Source organism: Micromonospora sp. NPDC020750, from assembly GCF_044334565.1.
In the GTDB taxonomy this organism is placed as follows: domain Bacteria; phylum Actinomycetota; class Actinomycetes; order Mycobacteriales; family Micromonosporaceae; genus Micromonospora.
Window position 1 is genome coordinate 80,267 of record NZ_JBIRTH010000004.1, and the last position, 19,616, is coordinate 99,882.

General features: G+C 73.1%; 14 protein-coding genes and 1 pseudogene. 9 read left to right on the top strand and 6 right to left on the bottom strand.

Going from position 1 to position 19,616, the window contains the following annotated elements; translation table 11 throughout:
- The first annotated feature begins 123 nt into the window (after positions 1-123).
- The 5 genes and pseudogenes from metH (at position 124) to ACH4T9_RS14280 (ending at position 7,581) form a co-directional block, all read left to right on the top strand.
- Positions 124-3,639: a methionine synthase gene (gene metH / locus ACH4T9_RS14260; RefSeq protein WP_396672967.1), complete on the top strand. Its 3,516-nt coding sequence runs from the start codon at positions 124-126 to the stop codon at positions 3,637-3,639.
- Positions 3,640-3,774: 135 nt separating this feature from the next.
- On the top strand, positions 3,775-4,629 hold the full coding sequence (locus tag ACH4T9_RS14265) for a class I SAM-dependent methyltransferase (protein ID WP_396672966.1): 855 nt from the start codon (positions 3,775-3,777) through the stop codon (positions 4,627-4,629).
- A 100-nt stretch (positions 4,630-4,729) separates the two neighbouring features.
- The gene (locus ACH4T9_RS14270) at positions 4,730-5,836 is read left to right on the top strand and encodes a calcium:proton antiporter (RefSeq protein WP_396672965.1); all 1,107 of its coding nucleotides are present in this window, start codon (positions 4,730-4,732) and stop codon (positions 5,834-5,836) included.
- A 214-nt stretch (positions 5,837-6,050) separates the two neighbouring features.
- Positions 6,051-6,803 (top strand): annotated as a pseudogene (locus ACH4T9_RS14275) (neutral zinc metallopeptidase); the annotation flags it as partial.
- Between the two features lie 130 nt (positions 6,804-6,933).
- On the top strand, positions 6,934-7,581 hold the full coding sequence (locus tag ACH4T9_RS14280) for an HAD family hydrolase (RefSeq protein ID WP_396673063.1): 648 nt from the start codon (positions 6,934-6,936) through the stop codon (positions 7,579-7,581).
- A gap of 66 nt (positions 7,582-7,647) precedes the next feature.
- Here the strand turns inward: ACH4T9_RS14280 and ACH4T9_RS14285 are convergent, their stop codons facing one another.
- The 5 genes from ACH4T9_RS14285 to ACH4T9_RS14305 form a co-directional block, all read right to left on the bottom strand.
- Positions 7,648-10,206: an ABC transporter permease gene (locus ACH4T9_RS14285; RefSeq protein WP_396672964.1), complete on the bottom strand. Its 2,559-nt coding sequence runs from the start codon at positions 10,204-10,206 to the stop codon at positions 7,648-7,650.
- Complete coding sequence (locus tag ACH4T9_RS14290; RefSeq protein ID WP_396672963.1) at positions 10,206-10,979, bottom strand: ABC transporter ATP-binding protein; 774 nt, start codon at positions 10,977-10,979, stop codon at positions 10,206-10,208. Before ACH4T9_RS14290 ends, ACH4T9_RS14285 begins: the two co-directional genes overlap by 1 nt.
- A gap of 317 nt (positions 10,980-11,296) precedes the next feature.
- Complete coding sequence (locus ACH4T9_RS14295; RefSeq protein ID WP_396672962.1) at positions 11,297-11,983, bottom strand: response regulator; 687 nt, start codon at positions 11,981-11,983, stop codon at positions 11,297-11,299.
- A 61-nt stretch (positions 11,984-12,044) separates the two neighbouring features.
- Positions 12,045-13,241, bottom strand: coding sequence for a sensor histidine kinase (locus ACH4T9_RS14300; protein ID WP_396672961.1), 1,197 nt, complete (start codon positions 13,239-13,241; stop codon positions 12,045-12,047).
- Positions 13,242-13,317: 76 nt separating this feature from the next.
- Positions 13,318-14,235 (bottom strand): RecB family exonuclease, encoded by a 918-nt coding sequence (locus ACH4T9_RS14305; protein WP_396672960.1) that lies wholly within the window; start codon positions 14,233-14,235, stop codon positions 13,318-13,320.
- A gap of 154 nt (positions 14,236-14,389) precedes the next feature.
- On the opposite strand from ACH4T9_RS14305, the gene ACH4T9_RS14310 reads away from it, so the two are divergent.
- From ACH4T9_RS14310 to ACH4T9_RS14320, 3 genes are all read left to right on the top strand, one after another.
- On the top strand, positions 14,390-15,481 hold the full coding sequence (locus tag ACH4T9_RS14310) for a site-2 protease family protein (RefSeq protein WP_396673062.1): 1,092 nt from the start codon (positions 14,390-14,392) through the stop codon (positions 15,479-15,481).
- Positions 15,478-16,548, top strand: coding sequence for a tRNA (adenine-N1)-methyltransferase (locus ACH4T9_RS14315; RefSeq protein ID WP_396672959.1), 1,071 nt, complete (start codon positions 15,478-15,480; stop codon positions 16,546-16,548). The genes ACH4T9_RS14310 and ACH4T9_RS14315 overlap by 4 nt, the downstream gene beginning before the upstream one ends.
- Before the next feature lie 159 nt (positions 16,549-16,707).
- Positions 16,708-17,280 (top strand): hypothetical protein, encoded by a 573-nt coding sequence (locus tag ACH4T9_RS14320; protein WP_396672958.1) that lies wholly within the window; start codon positions 16,708-16,710, stop codon positions 17,278-17,280.
- Positions 17,281-17,317: 37 nt separating this feature from the next.
- Here the strand turns inward: ACH4T9_RS14320 and ACH4T9_RS14325 are convergent, their stop codons facing one another.
- Positions 17,318-17,614, bottom strand: coding sequence for a ferredoxin (locus tag ACH4T9_RS14325; RefSeq protein WP_396673061.1), 297 nt, complete (start codon positions 17,612-17,614; stop codon positions 17,318-17,320).
- A gap of 177 nt (positions 17,615-17,791) precedes the next feature.
- Here ACH4T9_RS14325 and arc point away from each other — a divergent pair, with 177 nt between their 5' ends.
- Entirely contained in the window at positions 17,792-19,573 is a 1,782-nt protein-coding gene (arc, locus tag ACH4T9_RS14330) for a proteasome ATPase (RefSeq protein ID WP_396672957.1), read from the top strand.
- Positions 19,574-19,616: the final 43 nt, after the last annotated feature.

The window sequence follows — 19,616 nt, forward strand, 5'->3', positions numbered from 1 at the left end:
ACCGAGCCGAGCCGGAACGAGGCAGGTGCTCCCGTCCCGCCGCCCAGGGTGATCCGGCCGACATAATGTGGGAGCGCGAGCGGGCGTCGACCCATTCACGAGTCCTCGCATTACCCTGAAACCGTGCGGACTTCGTTGCTGGATGTGCTGTCAGACCGGATCCTCGTCGCCGACGGCGCGATGGGGACGATGCTCCAAGCGGCCGACCTGACCCTGGACGACTTCGAGGGCCACGAGGGCTGCAACGAGATCCTCAACGTGACCCGCCCGGACGTGGTCCGGGGGGTGCACGAGGCGTACCTGGCTGCCGGGGCGGACTGCGTCGAGACGAACACCTTCGGCGCCAACCTCAGCAACCTGGGCGAGTACGACATCTCGAACCGGATCTGGGAGTTGGCCGAGGCCGGCGCGCGGATCGCCCGGGAGGCCGCCGACGCGTGGAGCACCCCGGATCGACCCCGGTTCGTGCTCGGCTCGATCGGCCCGGGCACGAAGCTGCCCACCCTCGGGCACACCGCGTACGCGACGCTGCGCGACGCGTACCAGGAGAACGCGGCCGGGCTGCTCGCCGGCGGCGCGGACGCGCTGATCGTGGAGACCTGCCAGGACCTGCTCCAGGTGAAGGCGGTGGTGGTCGGGTCGCGCCGGGCGATGGCCGCAGCAGGGCGGACGGTGCCGCTGATCTGCCACGTCACGGTGGAGACCACCGGCACGATGCTGCTGGGCAGTGAGATCGGCGCGGCGCTGACCGCGCTGGAGCCGCTCGGCATCGACCTGATCGGGCTGAACTGCGCCACCGGGCCGGCGGAGATGAGTGAGCACCTGCGCTACCTGTCCCAGCACGCCCGGGTGCCGCTGTCGGTGATGCCGAACGCCGGGCTGCCGCAGCTCACCGCCGACGGGGCGGTCTACCCGCTGACCCCGGTGGAGTTGGCCGACGCGCTGGAACGGTTCGTCGCCGAGTACGGAGTCTCGCTGATCGGCGGCTGCTGCGGGACGACCCCGGAGCACATCCGGGTGGTCGCCGAGCGGCTGCGCGACACGCGGCCGGGTCCGCGTCGGCCGCAGGCCGACGCCGGCGTCTCCTCGATCTACCACCACGTGCCGTTCGCTCAGGACGCCAGCGTGCTGATGGTGGGGGAGCGGACCAACGCCAACGGGTCGAAGGCGTTCCGGGACGCGATGCTCGCCGCCGACTGGCAGGCGTGCGTGGAGATCGCCCGCAGCCAGGCCCGGGACGGTTCGCACCTGCTCGACCTGTGCGTGGACTACGTGGGCCGCGACGGCACGGTGGACATGCGGGAGTTGGCCGGCCGGTTCGCGACCGCGTCCACGCTGCCGATCATGCTCGACTCGACGGAGCCGCAGGTGATCGAGGCCGGGCTGGAGATGCTCGGCGGCCGGTGCGTGGTCAACTCGGTCAACTTCGAGGACGGCGACGGGCCGGGCTCCCGCTACGCCCGGGTGATGCCCATCATCGCCGAGCACGGCGCGGCGGTGGTGGCGCTGCTCATCGACGAGGAGGGGCAGGCCCGCACCGCCGAGTGGAAGGTGCGGGTCGCGGGGCGGCTGATCGAGGACCTGACCGGACGGTGGGGGCTGCGCCGGGCCGACATCCTGATCGACGCGCTGACCTTCCCGATCGCCACCGGCCAGGAGGAGACCCGGCGCGACGGCATCGAGACCATCGAGGCGATCCGGGAGATCGCCCGTCGCTGGCCGGGGGTGAACTTCACCCTGGGCATCTCCAACGTGTCGTTCGGGCTGAACCCGGCGGCCCGGCAGGTGCTCAACTCCGTGTTCCTGAACGAGTGCGTGCAGGCCGGGTTGACCTCGGCGATCGTGCACGCCAGCAAGATCCTGCCGATGTCGAAGATCGCGGACGAGCAGCGCGAGATCGCGCTGGACCTGATCTACGACCGGCGTCGGGAGGGGCACGACCCGGTTCATCGCTTCATCGAGATCTTCGAGGGAGTGGACGCCTCCTCGGCACGCGCCAGCCGGGCGGAGGAGCTGGCGGCGCTGCCGCTGGAGGAGCGGCTCAAGCGGCGGATCATCGACGGCGAGCGCAACGGCCTGGAGGCCGACCTCGACACGGCGATGGCCGAGGGCCGGTCCCCGTTGTCGATCATCAACGAGCTGTTGCTGGACGGGATGAAGGTGGTCGGCGAGCTGTTCGGCTCGGGCCAGATGCAGCTGCCGTTCGTGCTCCAGTCGGCCGAGGTGATGAAGACCGCGGTGGCGTACCTGGAGCCGCACATGGAGAAGGCCGACGACGGCGGCAAGGGCCGGATCGTGCTGGCCACGGTCAAGGGCGACGTGCACGACATCGGCAAGAACCTGGTCGACATCATCCTGTCCAACAACGGCTACGAGGTCGTCAACATCGGGATCAAGCAGCCGATCACCGCGATCCTCGACGCGGCGGAGCAGCACCGGGCCGACGCGATCGGGATGTCCGGGCTGCTGGTGAAGAGCACGGTGATCATGAAGGAGAACCTGGCCGAGATGGCCACGCGCGGGGTCGCCGAGCGGTGGCCGGTGCTGCTCGGCGGTGCGGCGCTGACCCGGGCGTACGTGGAGGACGACCTGCAGGCGTTGTTCCCGGGCCAGGTGCACTACGCCCGGGACGCCTTCGAGGGATTGTCCCTGATGGACCGGGTGATGACGGCGAAGCGGGGCGGGGCGCCGGTGGTGGACCCGGAGCGGGAGGCGACCCTGGCGGCGCGTCGGGCGCGTCGGGAGCGGCAGCGGGCGATGGTGACCGAGGCGCTGCCGGAGCTGGACGACGCGTCGGTGCGTTCCGACGTGGCGCGCGACGCGGAGGTGCCGACCCCGCCGTTCCTGGGCACCCGGGTGGTGAAGGGCCTGCCGCTGGCGGAGTACTCGGCGCTGCTGGACGAGCGGGCGACGTTCCTGGGGCAGTGGGGGCTGCGGGGCGCCCGGGGCGGCAAGGGCCCGTCGTACGAGGAGCTGGTGGAGACCGAGGGCCGGCCCCGGCTGCGGTACTGGCTGGACCGGCTGACCGCCGACAAGGTCCTTGAGGCGGCGGTGGTGTACGGGTACTTCCCGGCGTACTCGGAGGGCAACGACCTGGTGGTGCTGGACGAGAACGGGCACGCCGAGCGGGCCCGGTTCTCGTTCCCGAGGCAGCGCCAGGAGCGGCGGTTGTGCCTGGCGGACTTCTTCCGGCCCAAGGGCGACCAGCTCGACGTGGTGGCGTTGCAACTGGTGACCGTGGGGCAGCCGGTCAGCGAGTACACGGCGAAGATGTTCGCCGGCAACGAGTACCGCGACTACCTGGAGGTGCACGGACTGTCGGTGCAGCTCACGGAGGCGCTGGCGGAGTACTGGCACCGGCGGATCCGCACCGAGCTGACGCTGCCGGGCGGCCGTACGGTGGCCGACGACGACCCGGCGGACCTGGCGGGCCTGCTGGGCAACGACTACCGCGGCTGCCGGTACGCGTTCGGCTACCCGGCCTGTCCGGACCTGGAGGACCGCGCGAAGATCGTGGACCTGCTGGGCGCGGATCGGATCGGGGTGCAGCTCTCGGAGGAGTTCCAACTGGTGCCGGAGCAGGCGACCGACGCGATCGTGGTGCACCACCCGGAGGCGAACTACTTCAACGCCAAGTGACGTGGTGGTCGTCGGGGCCCCGGCGACTGTGGGACCACGGCGGTGGCGGATTGGCGGTGTCGGACCGGCGGTGGTCGACCGGTTCGCCTCGCGGCGGGCCGGCGCTGACCGGGTCGGGGCGAGGGGAGTGTGGGCGTGCCGGAGGGCTGGGTCTGGGACGAGTCCCTGTTCGAGGGTGCCGCTGTGCACTACGAGCGGGGGCGGCTGCCGTACGCGGAGGGTTTCGGGGCGGCGCTGGCGGAGGCCCTCGGCCTGGACGGGTCGGGTCGGTTGCTGGACGTGGGTTGCGGCCCGGGGACGGTGACGCTGCCGCTGGCCGGGTGGTTCGCGGAGGCGGTGGGGATGGACCCGGACCCCGGGATGCTGGCGCGGGCGCGGCAGCGGGCCGCCGCCGTGGGCGCGGGCGACGTCCGGTGGGTGCGGGCGCGGGCGGAGGACCTGCCGGCCGGGCTGGGGGTCTTCCGGGTGGCGGTGTTCGGGCAGTCCTTCCACTGGATGGAGCAGGACCGGGTCGCGGCGACGGTGCGCCGGATGCTGCTGCCGGGCGGGGCGTTCGTGCACATCAGCGACGCCAAGGAGCCAATGTCGACGACCGGGCTGCCCTGTCCGGTGCCCCCGTACGCGGCGGTGGCCGAGCTGGTGCGCGGCTATCTGGGCCCGGTGCGGCGGGCTGGCCGGGGGTTCCTGCCGCACGGGACGCCGGGCGGAGAGGCCGCGGTGCTGGCCGCGGCGGGTTTTGTCGGCCCGCGGCGGTTGCGGGTGCCGTCCGGGGCGGTGGTGCGGCGGTCGGTCGACGACGTGGTGGCGTGGGTGCACTCGCGGTCGGACGCGGTGCCGCCTCTGTTCGGGCCGCGGCTTGCGGAGTTCGACGATGACCTGCGGGGCCTGCTCGCGGCGGCGGCCCGGGACGGGTGGTTCGCCGAGCGGGTGCCGGCCACGGAGCTGGTGCTCTGGCGGGTTCCCGATGCCGGCATCGTCGGGCGTGACTGAGACAACCCCCGGCGTCGTCGCGGTCGGACCCCTTTCCACCTGCGGGGGCGTGCCGTAGTTCGGGTGGGCGATGATCACGATTTCTGGCAGGGTTGGCGCCATGCCCGCCCTCCTGCGTTCCCGTGTCACCGACTGGACCGTCGTCGTTCCGCTGCTCGCCGTCGTGGTCCTGGCTCTGACCTGGGGCAGGGAGTTACCCCCGGCGGTCGTGGTGATCGTGGCGGTGTTCCTGGCCGGGGCGGTGCTGGCGGCCGTGCACCACGCGGAGGTGGTCGCCCACCGGGTGGGTGAACCCTTCGGCTCGCTGGTGCTCGCCGTCGCGGTCACGGTCATCGAGGTGGCCCTCATCGTCACCCTGATGATCAGCGGTGGAGACAAGACGCAGGCGCTGGCCCGGGACACCGTCTTCGCCGCTGTCATGATCACCTGTAACGGCATACTCGGCCTGTCCCTGCTGCTCGGCGCGCTGCGCCGCCGGGTGGCGGTGTTCAATCCCGAGGGCACCGGTGGGGCGCTGGCCACCGTGGCCACCCTGGCGACCCTGAGCCTGGTGGTGCCGACCTTCACCACGAGCCGGCCCGGCCCGGAGTTCTCCCCGGCCCAGCTCGCCTTCGCCGCCGTGGCCTCGCTGGCCCTGTACGGGCTGTTCGTGCTGGTGCAGACCGGCCGGCACCGCGACTACTTCCTGCCGGTGGGTGCCGACGGGACCGTGGTCGACGCCGACGGGGACGGGCACGCCGACCCGCCGTCGCCCCGGGCCGCGCTGGCCAGCCTCGCCCTGCTGGTGGTGGCACTGATCGCTGTGGTGGGTCTGGCGAAGATGGTGTCACCGGCCATCGAGGCCGGGGTGTCCGCCGCCAACCTGCCGCAGGCGTTCGTCGGCGTGGTCATCGCGCTGCTGGTGCTGGCGCCGGAGACCCTGGCCGCGGCCCGCGCCGCCCGCCGCGATCGGGTGCAGATCAGCCTCAATCTGGCCCTCGGCTCGGCCATGGCCAGCATCGGCCTGACCATTCCGGCGATCGCCATCGCCTCGATCTGGCTCGACGGGCCGCTGCTGCTCGGGCTGGGCGGCACCCAGCTGGCCCTGCTGGCGTTGACCGTCGTCACCGGCGTGCTCACCGTGGTGCCCGGCCGGGCGACCATGCTCCAGGGCGGCGTGCACCTGGTTCTGCTGGCCGCGTTCGTCTTCCTCGCCGCCAGCCCCTGACGCGGGCGGGCGCGGCCGCCCGGCCCCCGCAGGCCCGATCCCGGGCCGCCGGCCGCGCCCCGGACGGCGTGTTGCCGCGCCCGCGCGACGACGGCGAGCCCGGGCGCGGGGTGGCGTCGACGCGAGCCGATCGGAGGGTCACCGGGGGCCCTCGTCGGCGGCATGATCGAAGCGGGGCCGGGGTACTGCACCGGCGAGGGCGAACCGGGGAGGCGCTGTGACAGCACGCGCGGGACGTCGGCCGCGAGGGCCGCTGGCAGGTCTGCTGGTCGCGTTGGTGCTGGCCGGCGGCTGCGTGGTCGGCGGGGTGGACGAGGGTGCGCCGCAGCAGCCCGGCCCGGAGCGGCCCCGGCAGTCCGCGGCACCGGGCGCGGAGCGCACCCGCGCCGACGGCACCACCAGCGTCGCCGAGTTCAAGGAGGACCTCGCCGCCGCGGTGGACCAGGCCGAGGTGTACTGGACCGCGCAGTTCCGGGAGTCCGGCCGGCGGTTCGAGCCGATCCGGCGGGTGGTGGCGTACCAGCGGGAGGGCGAGGTGTCCTGCGGCGGGCAGGCGCTGCCGCGCAACAACGCCGTGTACTGCTCGGCGGGCGACTTCATCGCCTACGACGTCAACTGGTCGGTCTCGGCGTTCCGGCAGGTCGGCGACGCGTTCCTGTACTACCTGCTCGGCCACGAGTACGCCCACGGCGTGCAGGTGCGCCTGGGCATCCGCTACGACTTCACCATCCAACAGGAGTTGCAGGCCGACTGCATGGCCGGGGCGTACGTCGGCGGCTCGATCCGGGCCAAGCAGCTGACGCTGGAGGAGGGCGACCTGGAGGAGTTCCGGGAGGGGCTGCTCGCCGTCGGCGACGACCCCGACCAGCCGTGGTTCGCCGAGGGCGCGCACGGCACCGCCGAGCAGCGCACCGACTCCTTCTTCCGCGGCTACGAGTCGGGCCTGTCGGCCTGCAACCTGGGCTGACGCCGCCCCCGGAAGGGTCGCCGAGGTCACCCCCGAGCGGGTCCGGCGTCGGAGGGCCGGGCCGGCTGAGAGGATCGCGGGAACCGTGCGACCACTGGAGGACCCGCTGAGCAGCCACCATCCCGCCGCCGTGCTCTTCGACATGGACGGCACCCTGGTCGACAGTGAGAAGCTGTGGGACGTCGCGCTGCGCGAGCTGGCGGCCGAGTACGGGGGCGTCCTGTCCGCCGCCGCCCGCAGATCGATGGTCGGCACCAACATGGCCGACTCGATGCGCATCCTGCACGAGGACCTCGGTCAGCCGCACCGCGACCCGCTGGTCAGCGCGGCGTGGATCGACGTGCGGATCCTGGAGCTGTTCCGCACCGGGCTGCGCTGGCGGCCCGGCGCGCTGGCGCTGCTGGGCGCGGTCCGCGCGGCGGGCGTTCCGACCGCCCTGGTCACCTCCAGCATCCGGCCCCTGGTGGAGGTGGCGCTGGACACCCTGGGGCGGGACAGCTTCGACGTGGTGGTCTGCGGCGACGAGGTGGACGCGACCAAGCCGCACCCGGAGCCGTACCTGACCGCCGCCCGGCTGCTCGGCGTGCCGATCGCCCGGTGTGTGGCGATCGAGGATTCCCCGACCGGGGTGGCCAGCGCCCTGGCCGCCGGCGCGGCGGTGCTGGCCGTGCCGGCGGAGGTGCCGATCGCGCCGGCCGACGGCGTACACCAGTTGGAGAGCCTGACCGGGGCGGACCTGGAGCTGCTGGCCGCCCTGCTCGGCGACCCGCCGGCCTGACCCGCGGCCGGGGTCAGGGGCGGGGCCCCCTGCCACCATCCACAAAGTGGCAGGGGCGCCCGCGGTTCATTCGTGGGCGATCGCTCCCAGGATGTTGAGCCGGGCGGCGCGGACCGCCGGCAGCGCCGCCGCGACCACCCCGATCAGCGCGGCCAGGCCGAGGACGATCCCGATCTGGGACCAGGGCAGCACCAGGTCGGTGATCCCCTCGTCCTGGAGCGCCCGGACCACCGCCGCGCCGAGGCCGGTGCCGACGACGACGCCGAGCAGCGCGCCGAAGACGGAGATCACCACCGCCTCCACGGTGATCATCCGCATGGTCTGCGCCCGGCGCAGCCCGATCGCCCGCAGCAGGCCCAACTCCCGGGTCCGCTCCAGCACCGACAGGGCCAGGGTGTTGATGATGCCCAACACGGCGATCACGATGGCCAGGGCCAGCAGGATCTGGATCATCGTGAGCAGCGTGTCGAAGCCGCTGGTCTGCTGCTCGATGAAGCTGGCCCGGTCGGCCACCGACACCTCGGGGCTGTCCGCGACCAGCGCCTCCAGCTGCGGCTGCACCTGCGACACGGCCGTGCCCGGGGTGAGCTGCACCAGCGCCGTGAACGGCTGCGGGCTGGTGAACTCCGCCCCGGCCTCCCTCGGCAGCATGATCGACCCGATGGCCCGGTCGTCGGGCAGGACCGCCGTAACCGTGTACGTGTGCGGGCCCTCGCCCCGGGCGAACTGGGCGGTCAGCCGGTCACCCACCGACTTGCCCAGCTCCTTCGCGCCGGAGACGCTCAACGCCACCTGGTCCGGCCGTAGCGTGGCGATCGTGCCCGCCTGCGCGGTGGTGTGGTAGATCTGCCCCATCGCGGCCAGGTCGGTCAGCGCGACCACGTACGTCCGTTCGCCGTCGACGACCGCGTTGTCGTTGTAGAGGCCCACCACCGCGTTCACCCCCGGCACCGCGGCGGCCCGGTCGACCACCGCCGGGTCGAACACCGGCGGCCGGGGCCCGGACTGCGCCCCGGCGATCACCAACTGCGCGTCGATGGTGCTCTCCGCCGCGCCGGCGATGCTGGACCTGGCCGAGTCGAGGATCACCGTCACCCCGGTGACCAGGGCGATGCCGACCATCAGGGCGGCGGCGGTGATGGCCGTGCGGCGCGGGTTGCGCCCCGAGTTGAGCCGCCCCAGCCGGCCCGGCACCGACCAGGCGAACAGCCCGCCGAGCAGGGACACCACCGGCCGGCTGAGCAGCGGGGTCAGCAGCGCCACCCCGATGAACGTGAACAGCACCCCGGCCAGGATCACCGGCAGCGTGGCGCCGCCGGCGTTGCCGGTCAACCCCACCGCAAGCAGCGTGCCGCCGACGGCGGTGACCACCGCGCCGGAGACGGTGATCCGGGTCAGCGGCCGGTCCGGGGTGGCCACGTCCTGCATCGCCGCGATCGGCGGGATGCGGGCGGCCCGCAGCGCCGGCAGCAGCGCCGCCACCACGGTGATCAGCATGCCGACCGCGAAGGCGCTGACCACGGCGGCCGGCGGCACGCCCAGCCCGGCCAGGGTCAGCCCGCCGACGAACGAGCCGAACGCCCAGGCCAGCAGCGCTCCCACCCCGATGCCCGCGCCGAGGCCGAGGACCGAGGCGACCAGACCGACCGCGAGGGCCTCCAGCACCACCGAGCCGATGATCTGCCGCCCGCTGGCCCCGATGGCCCGCATCAGGGCCAGCTCCCGGGTCCGCTGCGCCACGATGATCGAGAACGTGTTGAGGATCAGGAACGTGCCGACCAGCAGCGCCACCGCGGCGAAGCCGAGCAGCACCTTGTTGAAGAACGACAGCCCCTCCTTGAGGCCGGCCGCGGCGTCGGCGGAGAGCTGCTCGCCGGTCTTGACCTCGTACTGCGCGCCGAGCGCCCGGGTCAGGTCGTCGCGCAGCGCCTCCGGGGTCACCCCGCCGGCGGCCCGCACCGTCACGCTGTTGAACGTGTCGGGCTTGCCGAGCATCAGCCGCTGCGCGGCCGGGGTGGTGAACGCGATCTCGTTCACCCCGCCGATGGAGTCCCGCCCGCCGCTGTAGCCGAACACGCCGACCAGGGTGAAGTCGCGGCGCTTGGACTCGAACGCGGTCAGCGCGCCGACCCGGTCGCCCACCTTGGCCTTCGCGGCCGTCGCGAGGGCCACGTTGACCACGATCTCGTCGTCGGCCCGCGGCGCGCGCCCCTCCCGCAGCTTCACCAGGTCGCTCTCGCCGATCCAGTTCTGCCCGAGCTGGGGCGGCCCGAACGAGGTGACCACCTTGCCGTTGCTGCCGATCAGCCGCGCGCCGTCGGCGTTGACCATGCCGGTGGCCTCGGCCACGCCGGGCACCGCCCGGACCCGGCCCACCACGTCGGCCGGGAACGCGGGGGAGACCTGTTCGCCCTCCGCCTCGCCCATTGCGAGCTTCGGCTTGGCGGCGACGTTGACGTCGACGCCGGCGTACGCGTCGGCGAAGACCGCGTCGAAGGATCGGCCGAGGGTGTCGGTGAGCACGAAGGCGCCGGAGACGAACATGACGCCGAGCACCACGGCCAGGCCGGAGAGGATCAGCCGCACCTTGCGCGCCAGCAGGCTCTTGAGGGTGGCCCGAAACATCAGTTCCCCACCTCGGTGATGACGGGGGCGTCGAGCTTCTTCATGGTGTCCAGCACCGTGTCGGCGGTCGGCTCGATCAGCTCCGAGACGATCTCCCCGTCGGCGAGGAACACCACCCGGTCGGCGTACGCGGCGGCGGTCGGGTCGTGGGTCACCATGACGATGGTCTGGCCGTGCTCGCGCACCGAGTTGCGCAGGAAGTTCAGCACCTCCGCGCCGGAGCGGGAGTCGAGGTTGCCGGTCGGCTCGTCGGCGAAGATCACCTCGGGGCGGGCCACCAGCGCCCGGGCGCACGCCACCCGCTGCTGCTGACCACCGGAGAGCTGCGCCGGGCGGTGGTCGAGCCGGTCGCGCAGCCCGACCGTGTCGATCACGGTGTCGTACCAGGCCGGGTCCGGCCGGCGGCCGGCGATCGACATCGGCAGCAGGATGTTCTCCTTCGCCGTCAGCGTGGGCAGCAGGTTGAACTGCTGGAAGATGAAGCCCACCTTGTCCCGGCGCAGCTTCGTCAGCCCGGCGTCGCCGAGGCCGGTCACCGTGGTCTCGCCGATCGACACCGTGCCCCGAGTGACCGAGTCCAGGCCGGCCAGGCAGTGCATCAGCGTCGACTTGCCCGACCCGGACGGGCCCATGATCGCAGTGAACCGGCCCCGCTCGAACTCCGCGCTCACCCCCCGCAGCGCCGCGACCTGCGCCTCGCCGCTGCCGTACACCTTCCACACGTCGATTGCCCGGGCTGCGGCCCGCGCCTGGCGGCCTACCGTGGCGGTCACGTCATCTACCTCTTCCGTCTGGCTGCTTCCGCACCGCCCCCGCTGGCCGGTGCGGCATGTCCCCATCCTCGGTGACCGGTGCCGTCGATCCGTCCGACTCCGGGGGGAGCGGCGGCGGATTTCCCGCTGCGGGTCGGCCCGGAGGGCGACTCAGGGTTCACCCTGACCGTTTCCGACCACGTTGGCGGCGTTTCCCAGACCCGGACACCATGACCTGGCACTACTCAGGGTCAAACCCCACCAGCTCACCGTCGGTCACGGTAGGTGATGATCGCAACACTTCGGTACGCGTGCCGGCGGGCCCGGTGCCGCCACGGCTACGCCCGGGGGCGCACCAGACCCGACTCGTACGCAAGCACCACGGCCTGCACCCGGTCGCGCAGCCCCAGCTTGGTCAACACGTGCCCGACGTGCGTCTTGATGGTGGTCTCGCTGACCGACAACGCCCGGGCGATCTCCGCGTTGGACAGCCCCCGGGCCACCTGCACGAGGACCTCCCGCTCGCGCTCGGTGAGGGCGTTGAGCGCCTTCGGCGGGGCGGCGGCCGGATCGGGCAGCACGTCCGCGAAGCGGTCCAGCAGCCGCTTGAGGATCCGCGGCGCCACCACCGCCTCCCCAGCGGCGACCGTGCGGATCGCCGTCACGAGGTCCTCCGCCGGCACGTCCTTGGCGAGGAACCCGCTGGCCCCGGCGCGCAGCGCCCCCACCACGTACTCGTCGAGGTCGAACGTGGTCAGGATCAGCACCCGCACCGGCAGCCGGGCGTCGACGATGGCCCGGGTCGCGGCGACCCCGTCCATCCGGGGCATCCGGATGTCCATCAGCACCACGTCGGGCAGCAGCCGGCGGGACAGTTCCACCGCCTCCAGGCCGTCGCCGGCCTCGGCAACGATGTCCAGGTCGTCCTCGGTGCCCAGCACCATCCGGAAGCCGGTGCGCAGCAGCGGCTGGTCGTCGGCGAGCAGGATCCGCACCGGCCGCGCCGCCGTCACCCCGTCACTCATCGCCTGTCCTCCCGTCGCGCCGGGCCCGTCGCGGGCCCGCTGATCGTGGCACGAGCCCCGGTCACGCCGGCACCGCCCCGAACCGCTCCACGGGAATCCTCGCGTACACCCGGTAGCCACCGCCCGGGCGGGCCCCGGTGCGCAGGGTCCCACCGTAGAGGCCGACCCGCTCCCGCATGCCCACCACGCCGTGCCCGATCCGGTCCGGGGCCGGCCCCGGGCCTCGGCCGGTGTCGGTCACCTCGACGGCCAGGAAAGCCGCGCCGAAGGTCAGCCGGACCACCGCGGTGGCGTCCCCGGCATGCTTGAGCGCGTTGGTCAGCGCCTCCTGCACGATCCGGTAGACGGTCAGCGCCACCCCCTCCTCCAGGGGCCCGGGGGTGCCCTCGATGCGCAGCGTCACCGGCAGGCCGGCCTCGCGCACCTGCTCCACCAGGGCCTCGATGCCGGCCAGGCCGGGCTGCGGGGCCAGGTCGGCGGCCGGTTCGGCGTCGGTGCGCAGCACGTCGAGCAGCCGGCGCATCTCCCGCAGGGTCGCCCGGCTGGTGTCCTCGATCGTGGCGATCGCCTCGTCGGCTGCGTCCGGGTCCCGGCGCAGCACCCGCCGGGCGCCGGTGGCCAGCACGCCCATCACGCTCACGTGGTGCGCCACCACGTCGTGCAGTTCCCGGGCGATGCGGCGCCGCTCGTCGGCGACGGCCTGCTCGGCCAGGGACCGCTGGTTCTGCTCGGCGGAGAGGGCCCGCTCCCGCAGCGCCTCCGTCGAGGTGCGCCGGGCACGCACCGCCCGCCCCACCGCGTACGCCACCACGGCGGTGAGCAGGTTGTTGAGCACCAGGTACGCCGGGCCGACCCCGAGCACCGTGTCGTCGGCGGGGGTGAGGACGTTGACCGCCGCCACCGGCAGCCACAGCACGACCGTGGCCGCCGCGGCGGTCCGCACCGGCCGGTGCGCCGCCATCGTGTAGGTGAGCACCACGAAGGTGAGGCTCTGCGCGGTGGGGGCGGGCCCGAGCAGCACCGGCAGGGCGAGGGTGGCCACCGCGACGACCACCGCCGGCCACGGGGCGACCCGGCGCAGCGCCACCGGAGCGGCGCACAGCACACTCCAGCCGACCGCGACGGGCAACGGGCCGAGCTGGAACTCCTGCGGGGAGAGCAGGACGAACACGGCGTCCACCAGCACCACGGCGACGGCGGACAGCGCGTCGGCGGCGAGCGGGTGGCGGCGCAGCAACGCCCTCGGCCCTCCGGTCATACCGGAACGCTAGCCGCCATCCCGCGCGATCGATCGTCGCCGGCGGTGAACCCCGTCTCCTCCTCAGGGAGGAGGCTCACTCGTCCGCCCCGGGCGGGGCAGGCCGGGACCGGGCATCGACCAGCGGATTCGCGCTGCCGGCGGCGGCCGGGAACGGCGGAGGTGTGCCGCCGAAGCTCGGGCACAGCGCCTGGTGGTTGCACCAGTCGCAGAGCCGGCTCGGGCGGGGCCGGAAGTCCTGCCGGGCGGTGGCCGCCTCGATCGCCTGCCACAGCGCCACCACTGTCCGCTCGAAGCGCAGCAGCTCGTCGGCGTCGGGGGCGTAGTCGCAGACCTCGGCGTCCTTGAGGTAGAGCAGCCGCAGCACCCGGGGCACCACGCCGCGGGTGCGCCACAGCACCAACGCGTAGAACTTGAGCTGGAACAGCGCCCGGGCCTCGAACGCCTCCCGGGGGGCGCCGCCGGTCTTGTAGTCGACCACCCGCAGCGCCCCGTCCGGGGCCACGTCCAGCCGGTCGAGGTAGCCCCGGATCAGCAGCTCGTCGTCGACCACCGCAGAGATCAGCGCCTCCCGCTCGGCCGGCTCCAGCCGGCGCGGGTCCTCCACCGCGAAGTAGCCCTCCAGCAGCCCCGCCGCCGCGCGCAGGAACTCGGCCGTGCCGGCCGGGTCGTCGGCGTCGAACAGGCCGGCCAGCTCCGGCTGCTCGGTGACCAGCCGGTCCCACTGCGGGCCCACCAGGTCGCCGGCCGCCTCCGGGGTGCGCGCGGCCGCCGGCAGGTCGAACAGCCGCTCCAGCACCGCGTGCACCAGCGTGCCCCGGGCCTGCTCCACGCTGGGCCGTTCGGGCAGCCGGTCGATGCTGCGGAACCGGTAGAGCAGCGGGCAGGTCTTGAAGTCGGCCGCCCGCGACGGTGACAGTGACGCCCGGACCGTGGCCGGCACCCCCGCCGTGGCCCGCGCCTGCTGCTGGTCGATCACCGGTTCCGCCGTCATGCCCGGAAGGTTAGGCCACCGGTCCGACATGCCCGTCCCCGCCGCTCCGAGCGGTGGGCGTCGGCGGCGGGTACGTAGCATCGGGGCGATGGAGCAGCAGACGACCCGGCCGCGGCGGCGGCCACAGCGGTCCGCCGGATTCACCGTCGGCCGGGTGTTCGGGGTGCCGCTGCACCTCAACGGGTCGATGCTGCTGCTGACCCTGCTGGTCACCGTCATGTACGCCGAGTTCGCCCGCAGCCAGCTCGACCTGTCCCAGCTCGGCGGCTACCTGATCGGCTTCGGGTTCGTCGTGTCGCTGCTCGGCTCGGTGCTGCTGCACGAGCTGGGCCACGCCCTGACCGCCCGCCGGTACGGCATCGGTGTGCGGGGGATCACCCTGGAGCTGCTCGGCGGGTACACCGAGATGGACCGCGACGCCCCCAGCCCCCGGGTGGACCTGCTGGTGTCGCTGGCCGGCCCGGCGGTCTCCGCGGCGCTCGGCGCCGCCGCCGTGGCCGCCACCCTGGCCCTGCCCGACGGCACCCTGGCCAACCAGCTCGCCTTCCAGCTCGCGGTGAGCAACGTCATCGTCGCCGTGTTCAACCTGCTGCCCGGGCTGCCGCTGGACGGTGGGCGGGCGCTGCGCGCCGCCGTGTGGGCGCTGACCCGGGACCGGCACACCGGCACCGAGGTCGCCGGCTGGGTCGGCCGGGCCGTCGCCGTCGGCACCGCCGTGCTGGTCGTCGTCCTCGCGGTGAACCGGCTGCTGGTGCCGCTGGCGCTGCCGCTGATGCTGCTGGTCGCGTTCACCCTGTGGCGCGGCGCGGGGCAGTCCGTGCGGCTGGCCCGGATCAGCCGCCGGTTCCCGCTGATCGACCTGCGCCGGCTGGCCCGCCCGGTCTTCCCGGTGCCCACCGGCACCCCGCTGGCCGAGGCGCAGCGCCGCCGCGCCGAGGGCCCCCGGCCCGACGCGGCCCTCGTCGTCACCGACGCCACCGGCCGGCCGGTGGCCCTGCTCGACCCGGTCGCCACCGCCGCGGTGCCGCCGGAGCGGCAGCCGTGGATCACCGTCGACGCGGTGTCCCGCTCCCTGGCCACCCTGCCCGCCCTGCCGGTCGGCCTGGACGGCGAAGCGGTGATGGAGGCCGTGCAGACCCACCCGGGCGCGCAGTACGTCGTGACGGCAGGCGAAGATGTCGTCGGCGTTCTGCACATCGCGGATCTGGCGCAGCTCCTGGAACCCAAACGGAAGATGAACACGTGACCGCACATCCCTCCGCCCTGCCGGCCGACCCCGGCACACCGGTGCCCGCCGACCCCCCGGCGCCGCCGCCCGTGCCGATGACTCCAAGTCCCGGCGCGGCGTCGGACGCGCCGACCAGGAGCCATCGCAGGGGGCCGTTCCGCCCCGGCGACCGGGTGCAGCTGACCGACCAGAAGGGGCGGATGCACACGGTCACCCTGGAGCACGGCAAGGCGTTCCACACCCACCGGGGCATCCTGGACCACGACACCCTGATCGGGCTCCCCGATGGCAGCGTCGTGACCACCTCCGGCGGCGGCACCGCGTTCCTCGCCCTGCGCCCGCTGCTGTCGGACTACGTGCTGTCCATGCCGCGCGGCGCCCAGGTGATCTACCCGAAGGACTCGGCGCAGATCGTCGCCATGGGCGACATCTTCCCCGGCGCGAAGGTGCTGGAGGCCGGCGCCGGCTCCGGGGCGCTGAGCTGCTCGCTGCTGCGGGCCGTCGGCACCACCGGCGAGCTGCATTCCTACGAGGTACGCGACGACTTCGCCCAGATCGCCCGGCGCAACGTCGAGGCGTTCTTCGACGGCCCGCACCCGGCGTGGCGCCTGCACGTCGGCGACGTGGCCGGGTGCGCCGAGACCGGCTTCGACCGGATCATCCTGGACATGCTGACGCCGTGGGAGACCCTCGACATGGTCGAGCGGGCGCTGCTGCCCGGCGGCGTGTTCATCGGGTACGTGGCCACCACCCCGCAGTTGTCCGAGCTGGTGGAGGCGCTGCGCGAGCGCGGCGGCTGGACCGAGCCGCGGGCCTGGGAGTCGCTGGTGCGCGACTGGCACGCCGAGGGCCTGGCCGTGCGCCCCGACCACCGGATGATCGCGCACACCGCGTTCCTGGTCTCCGCCCGCAAGCTCGCCCCGGGGGTGACCGCCCCGCCTCGGCGGCGCAAACCCAGTAAGGGCGCCGAGGCGTACGCCGAGCGGCGGCAGGTGCTGCGGGCGGCCGAAGCGGCCCGGCAGGCCGCCGTGGCCTCGGCCGCCGAGGCGCCTCCCGAGGCCACGGAGGAGCGGGACACGCCGTGACCAGCCAGCGAAACGGTCAGGCGTGAGCGGACGGGCGACCGGGCCGGGCGGGGCGCGACCCGCCGGCCCGGCCCGGCCGGCGGGAGGCGGCATGGGCGAGTGGACGGGCCGGCCCGGCGCGGGCCGGTGCGGCGACGGCGACGAACGGGGGGAGGCGTCGTGAGTCAGCCCGGCTTCGGCGGTCAGGACGTGCCGGCGGTCTTCCCCGACTGGTCGCCGTACACCGACCTGGAATCGGCGGCCCGGGCCTATCTGCGGGATCCGGACGTCGCCCTGGAGGCCCTCGGCGGGGTGCTGCGCGGCGCGTCCGTGCTCGGCTTCACCCTGGAACGCTTCGTCAACGAGGTCAACGGGGTGTGGCAGGAGGTGGTGGTCTGCGACGGCAGCCGCCTCGTGCTGTGGCACGGCGAGGACGTGCCACCGGGCGAGGGGCCGCCCGGGGCGATGACCTCGTCGTTGCGGGTGGTGCCGGTGTCCACCGTCACCGAGGTGGGCTGCCGGCGGCGGCTCACCCGGGCCGACGACGGCGGGATCCGGGTCGACAGCATCGACGTCTACCTGCTGCTCACCTCGCTGGACGAGGCGCCGCCGGGCGACGAGGCAGCCGGCGCACCCAGGCACGACGCGCTGCGGTTCGGCAAGACTCTCGACGACGGCGGGCCAGGGCAGATCGCCCGGTTGGAGGAGTTCTCCCGGCTGGTCGCCTCGGTGGTCGGCCGTCCGGTGCTCTGAAGCCCCGGGTCGCCCCGGCCGGGGCGACCCGGCGCGGTCAGTCGTCCTCGGCCTCCGGGCCGGCGACCTCGACGCCGTCGCTGCCGCGCACCACATGGATGCACTCGCCCGGGCACTCCTTCGCCGAGTCGATCACTTCCAGGCGCAGGTGTGCGGGCACGTCCACCCGGCTGGCCGGGGCCAGCTGGAGCTCGCCGTCGGGGCCCTTGACGTACGCCAGGCCGTCGACGTCGAACTCGAAGACCTCCGGCGCGTACTGCACGCACAGGCCGTCACCCGTGCAGAGGTCCTGATCCACCCAGACCTGCAACGTGTCGGTCGCGACCTCGGCCATCGGTGCACCCCCCATGTTCTCCTGTCCCACGTCACGACGGTACCCGAACGTCCGGACCTGCCCCTGCGGCCACCCTGGCGATCAAGGTTCGGTGACGAGGGCGTTGCGTGGGACCGAATCGGCCTCATAGCGGCTAGTGTTAGGGCAGAACGTTCAAGCCCCCCGGGGAGGTGGGACGTGGCACGCAGCGACGACGCGGACTCGCGCGCCGCACGGTGGGAGAAGGAGGCCCACGATCTCTCCACGCAGGTCGCGTTCCTTCAGGAGGAACTCGCTCTGGTGCGGCGCAAGTTGACCGAAAGCCCCCGACACGTCCGGCAGCTCGAAGAGCGGCTGGCGGCCACCCAGGCACAGTTGGCGCGGCTGACCGAGAACAACGAACGGCTCGTCGGCACTCTCAAGGAGGCCCGGGCGCAGATCGTGACGCTCAAGGAGGAGATCGACCGCCTCGCGCAACCGCCGAGTGGCTACGGTGTCTTCCTGGCGGCGCACGAGGACGGCACGGTGGACGTGTTCACCGGGGGGCGCAAGCTCCGGGTCGCCGTCTCACCCTCGCTGGACGTCGCGGAACTGCGGCGTGGCCAGGAGGTCCTGCTCAACGACGCGCTCAACATCGTCGACGCGTTCGGCTTCGAGCGGGTCGGCGAGGTGGTGATGCTCAAGGAGATCCTCGCGGGTCCCGACGGCGCACCGGGCGACCGGGCGCTGGTGGTGTCCCACTCCGACGAGGAGCGGATCGTGCACCTCGCCGACACCCTGATCGGTTCGCCGATCCGGGCCGGTGACTCGCTCATGATCGAGCCCCGCTCGGCGTACGCGTACGAGCGGATCCCGAAGAGCGAGGTCGAGGAACTGGTCCTGGAGGAGGTGCCCGACGTCGACTACACCGACATCGGCGGCCTCCAGTCACAGATCGAGCAGATCCGCGACGCGGTGGAGCTGCCCTTCCTGCACGCCGACCTGTTCCGCGAGCACCAGCTCCGCCCGCCCAAGGGGATCCTGCTCTACGGGCCGCCAGGCTGTGGCAAGACGCTCATCGCCAAGGCGGTGGCGAACTCCCTGGCCAAGAAGATCGCCGAGCGACTGGGTAAGGAGAGGCACACCAGCTTCTTCCTCAACATCAAAGGCCCGGAGCTGCTCAACAAGTACGTCGGCGAGACCGAGCGGCACATCCGGCTGATCTTCCAGCGCGCCAGGGAGAAGGCCGGCGAGGGCACCCCGGTGATCGTGTTCTTCGACGAGATGGACTCGATCTTCCGGACCCGTGGCTCCGGCGTCTCCTCGGACGTGGAGAACACCATCGTCCCCCAGCTGCTCAGCGAGATCGACGGCGTGGAGGGCCTGGAGAACGTCATCGTCATCGGCGCCTCCAACCGGGAGGACATGATCGACCCGGCCATCCTGCGACCCGGCCGGCTCGACGTGAAGATCAAGATCGAGCGGCCGGACGCCGAGGCGGCCAAGGACATCTTCTCGAAGTACATCCTCACCGGGCTGCCGCTGCACGGCGACGACCTGGCCGAGCACGGCGGCGATCCCCAGGCCACCGTCGCGGCGATGATCGACGCGGTCGTGCTGCGGATGTACTCCGAGACCGAGGACAACCGCTTCCTCGAGGTGACCTACGCCAACGGTGACAAGGAAGTCCTCTACTTCAAGGACTTCAACTCCGGCGCGATGATCCAGAACATCGTCGACCGGGGCAAGAAGATGGCCATCAAGGAGTTCCTCAGCTCCGGTCGCAAGGGCCTGCGCCTGCAGCACCTCCTCGACGCCTGCGTCGACGAGTTCCGGGAGAACGAGGACCTGCCCAACACCACCAACCCGGACGACTGGGCCCGGATCTCCGGCAAGAAGGGCGAGCGGATCGTCTACATCCGTACGCTCGTCTCCGGCGGAAAGGGCACGGAGGCCGGCCGGGCGATCGAGACCGCCAGCAACACCGGTCAGTACCTGTAGGCCGACCAGCACGCTGCGGGGCCCGCGACACCACTGTCGCGGG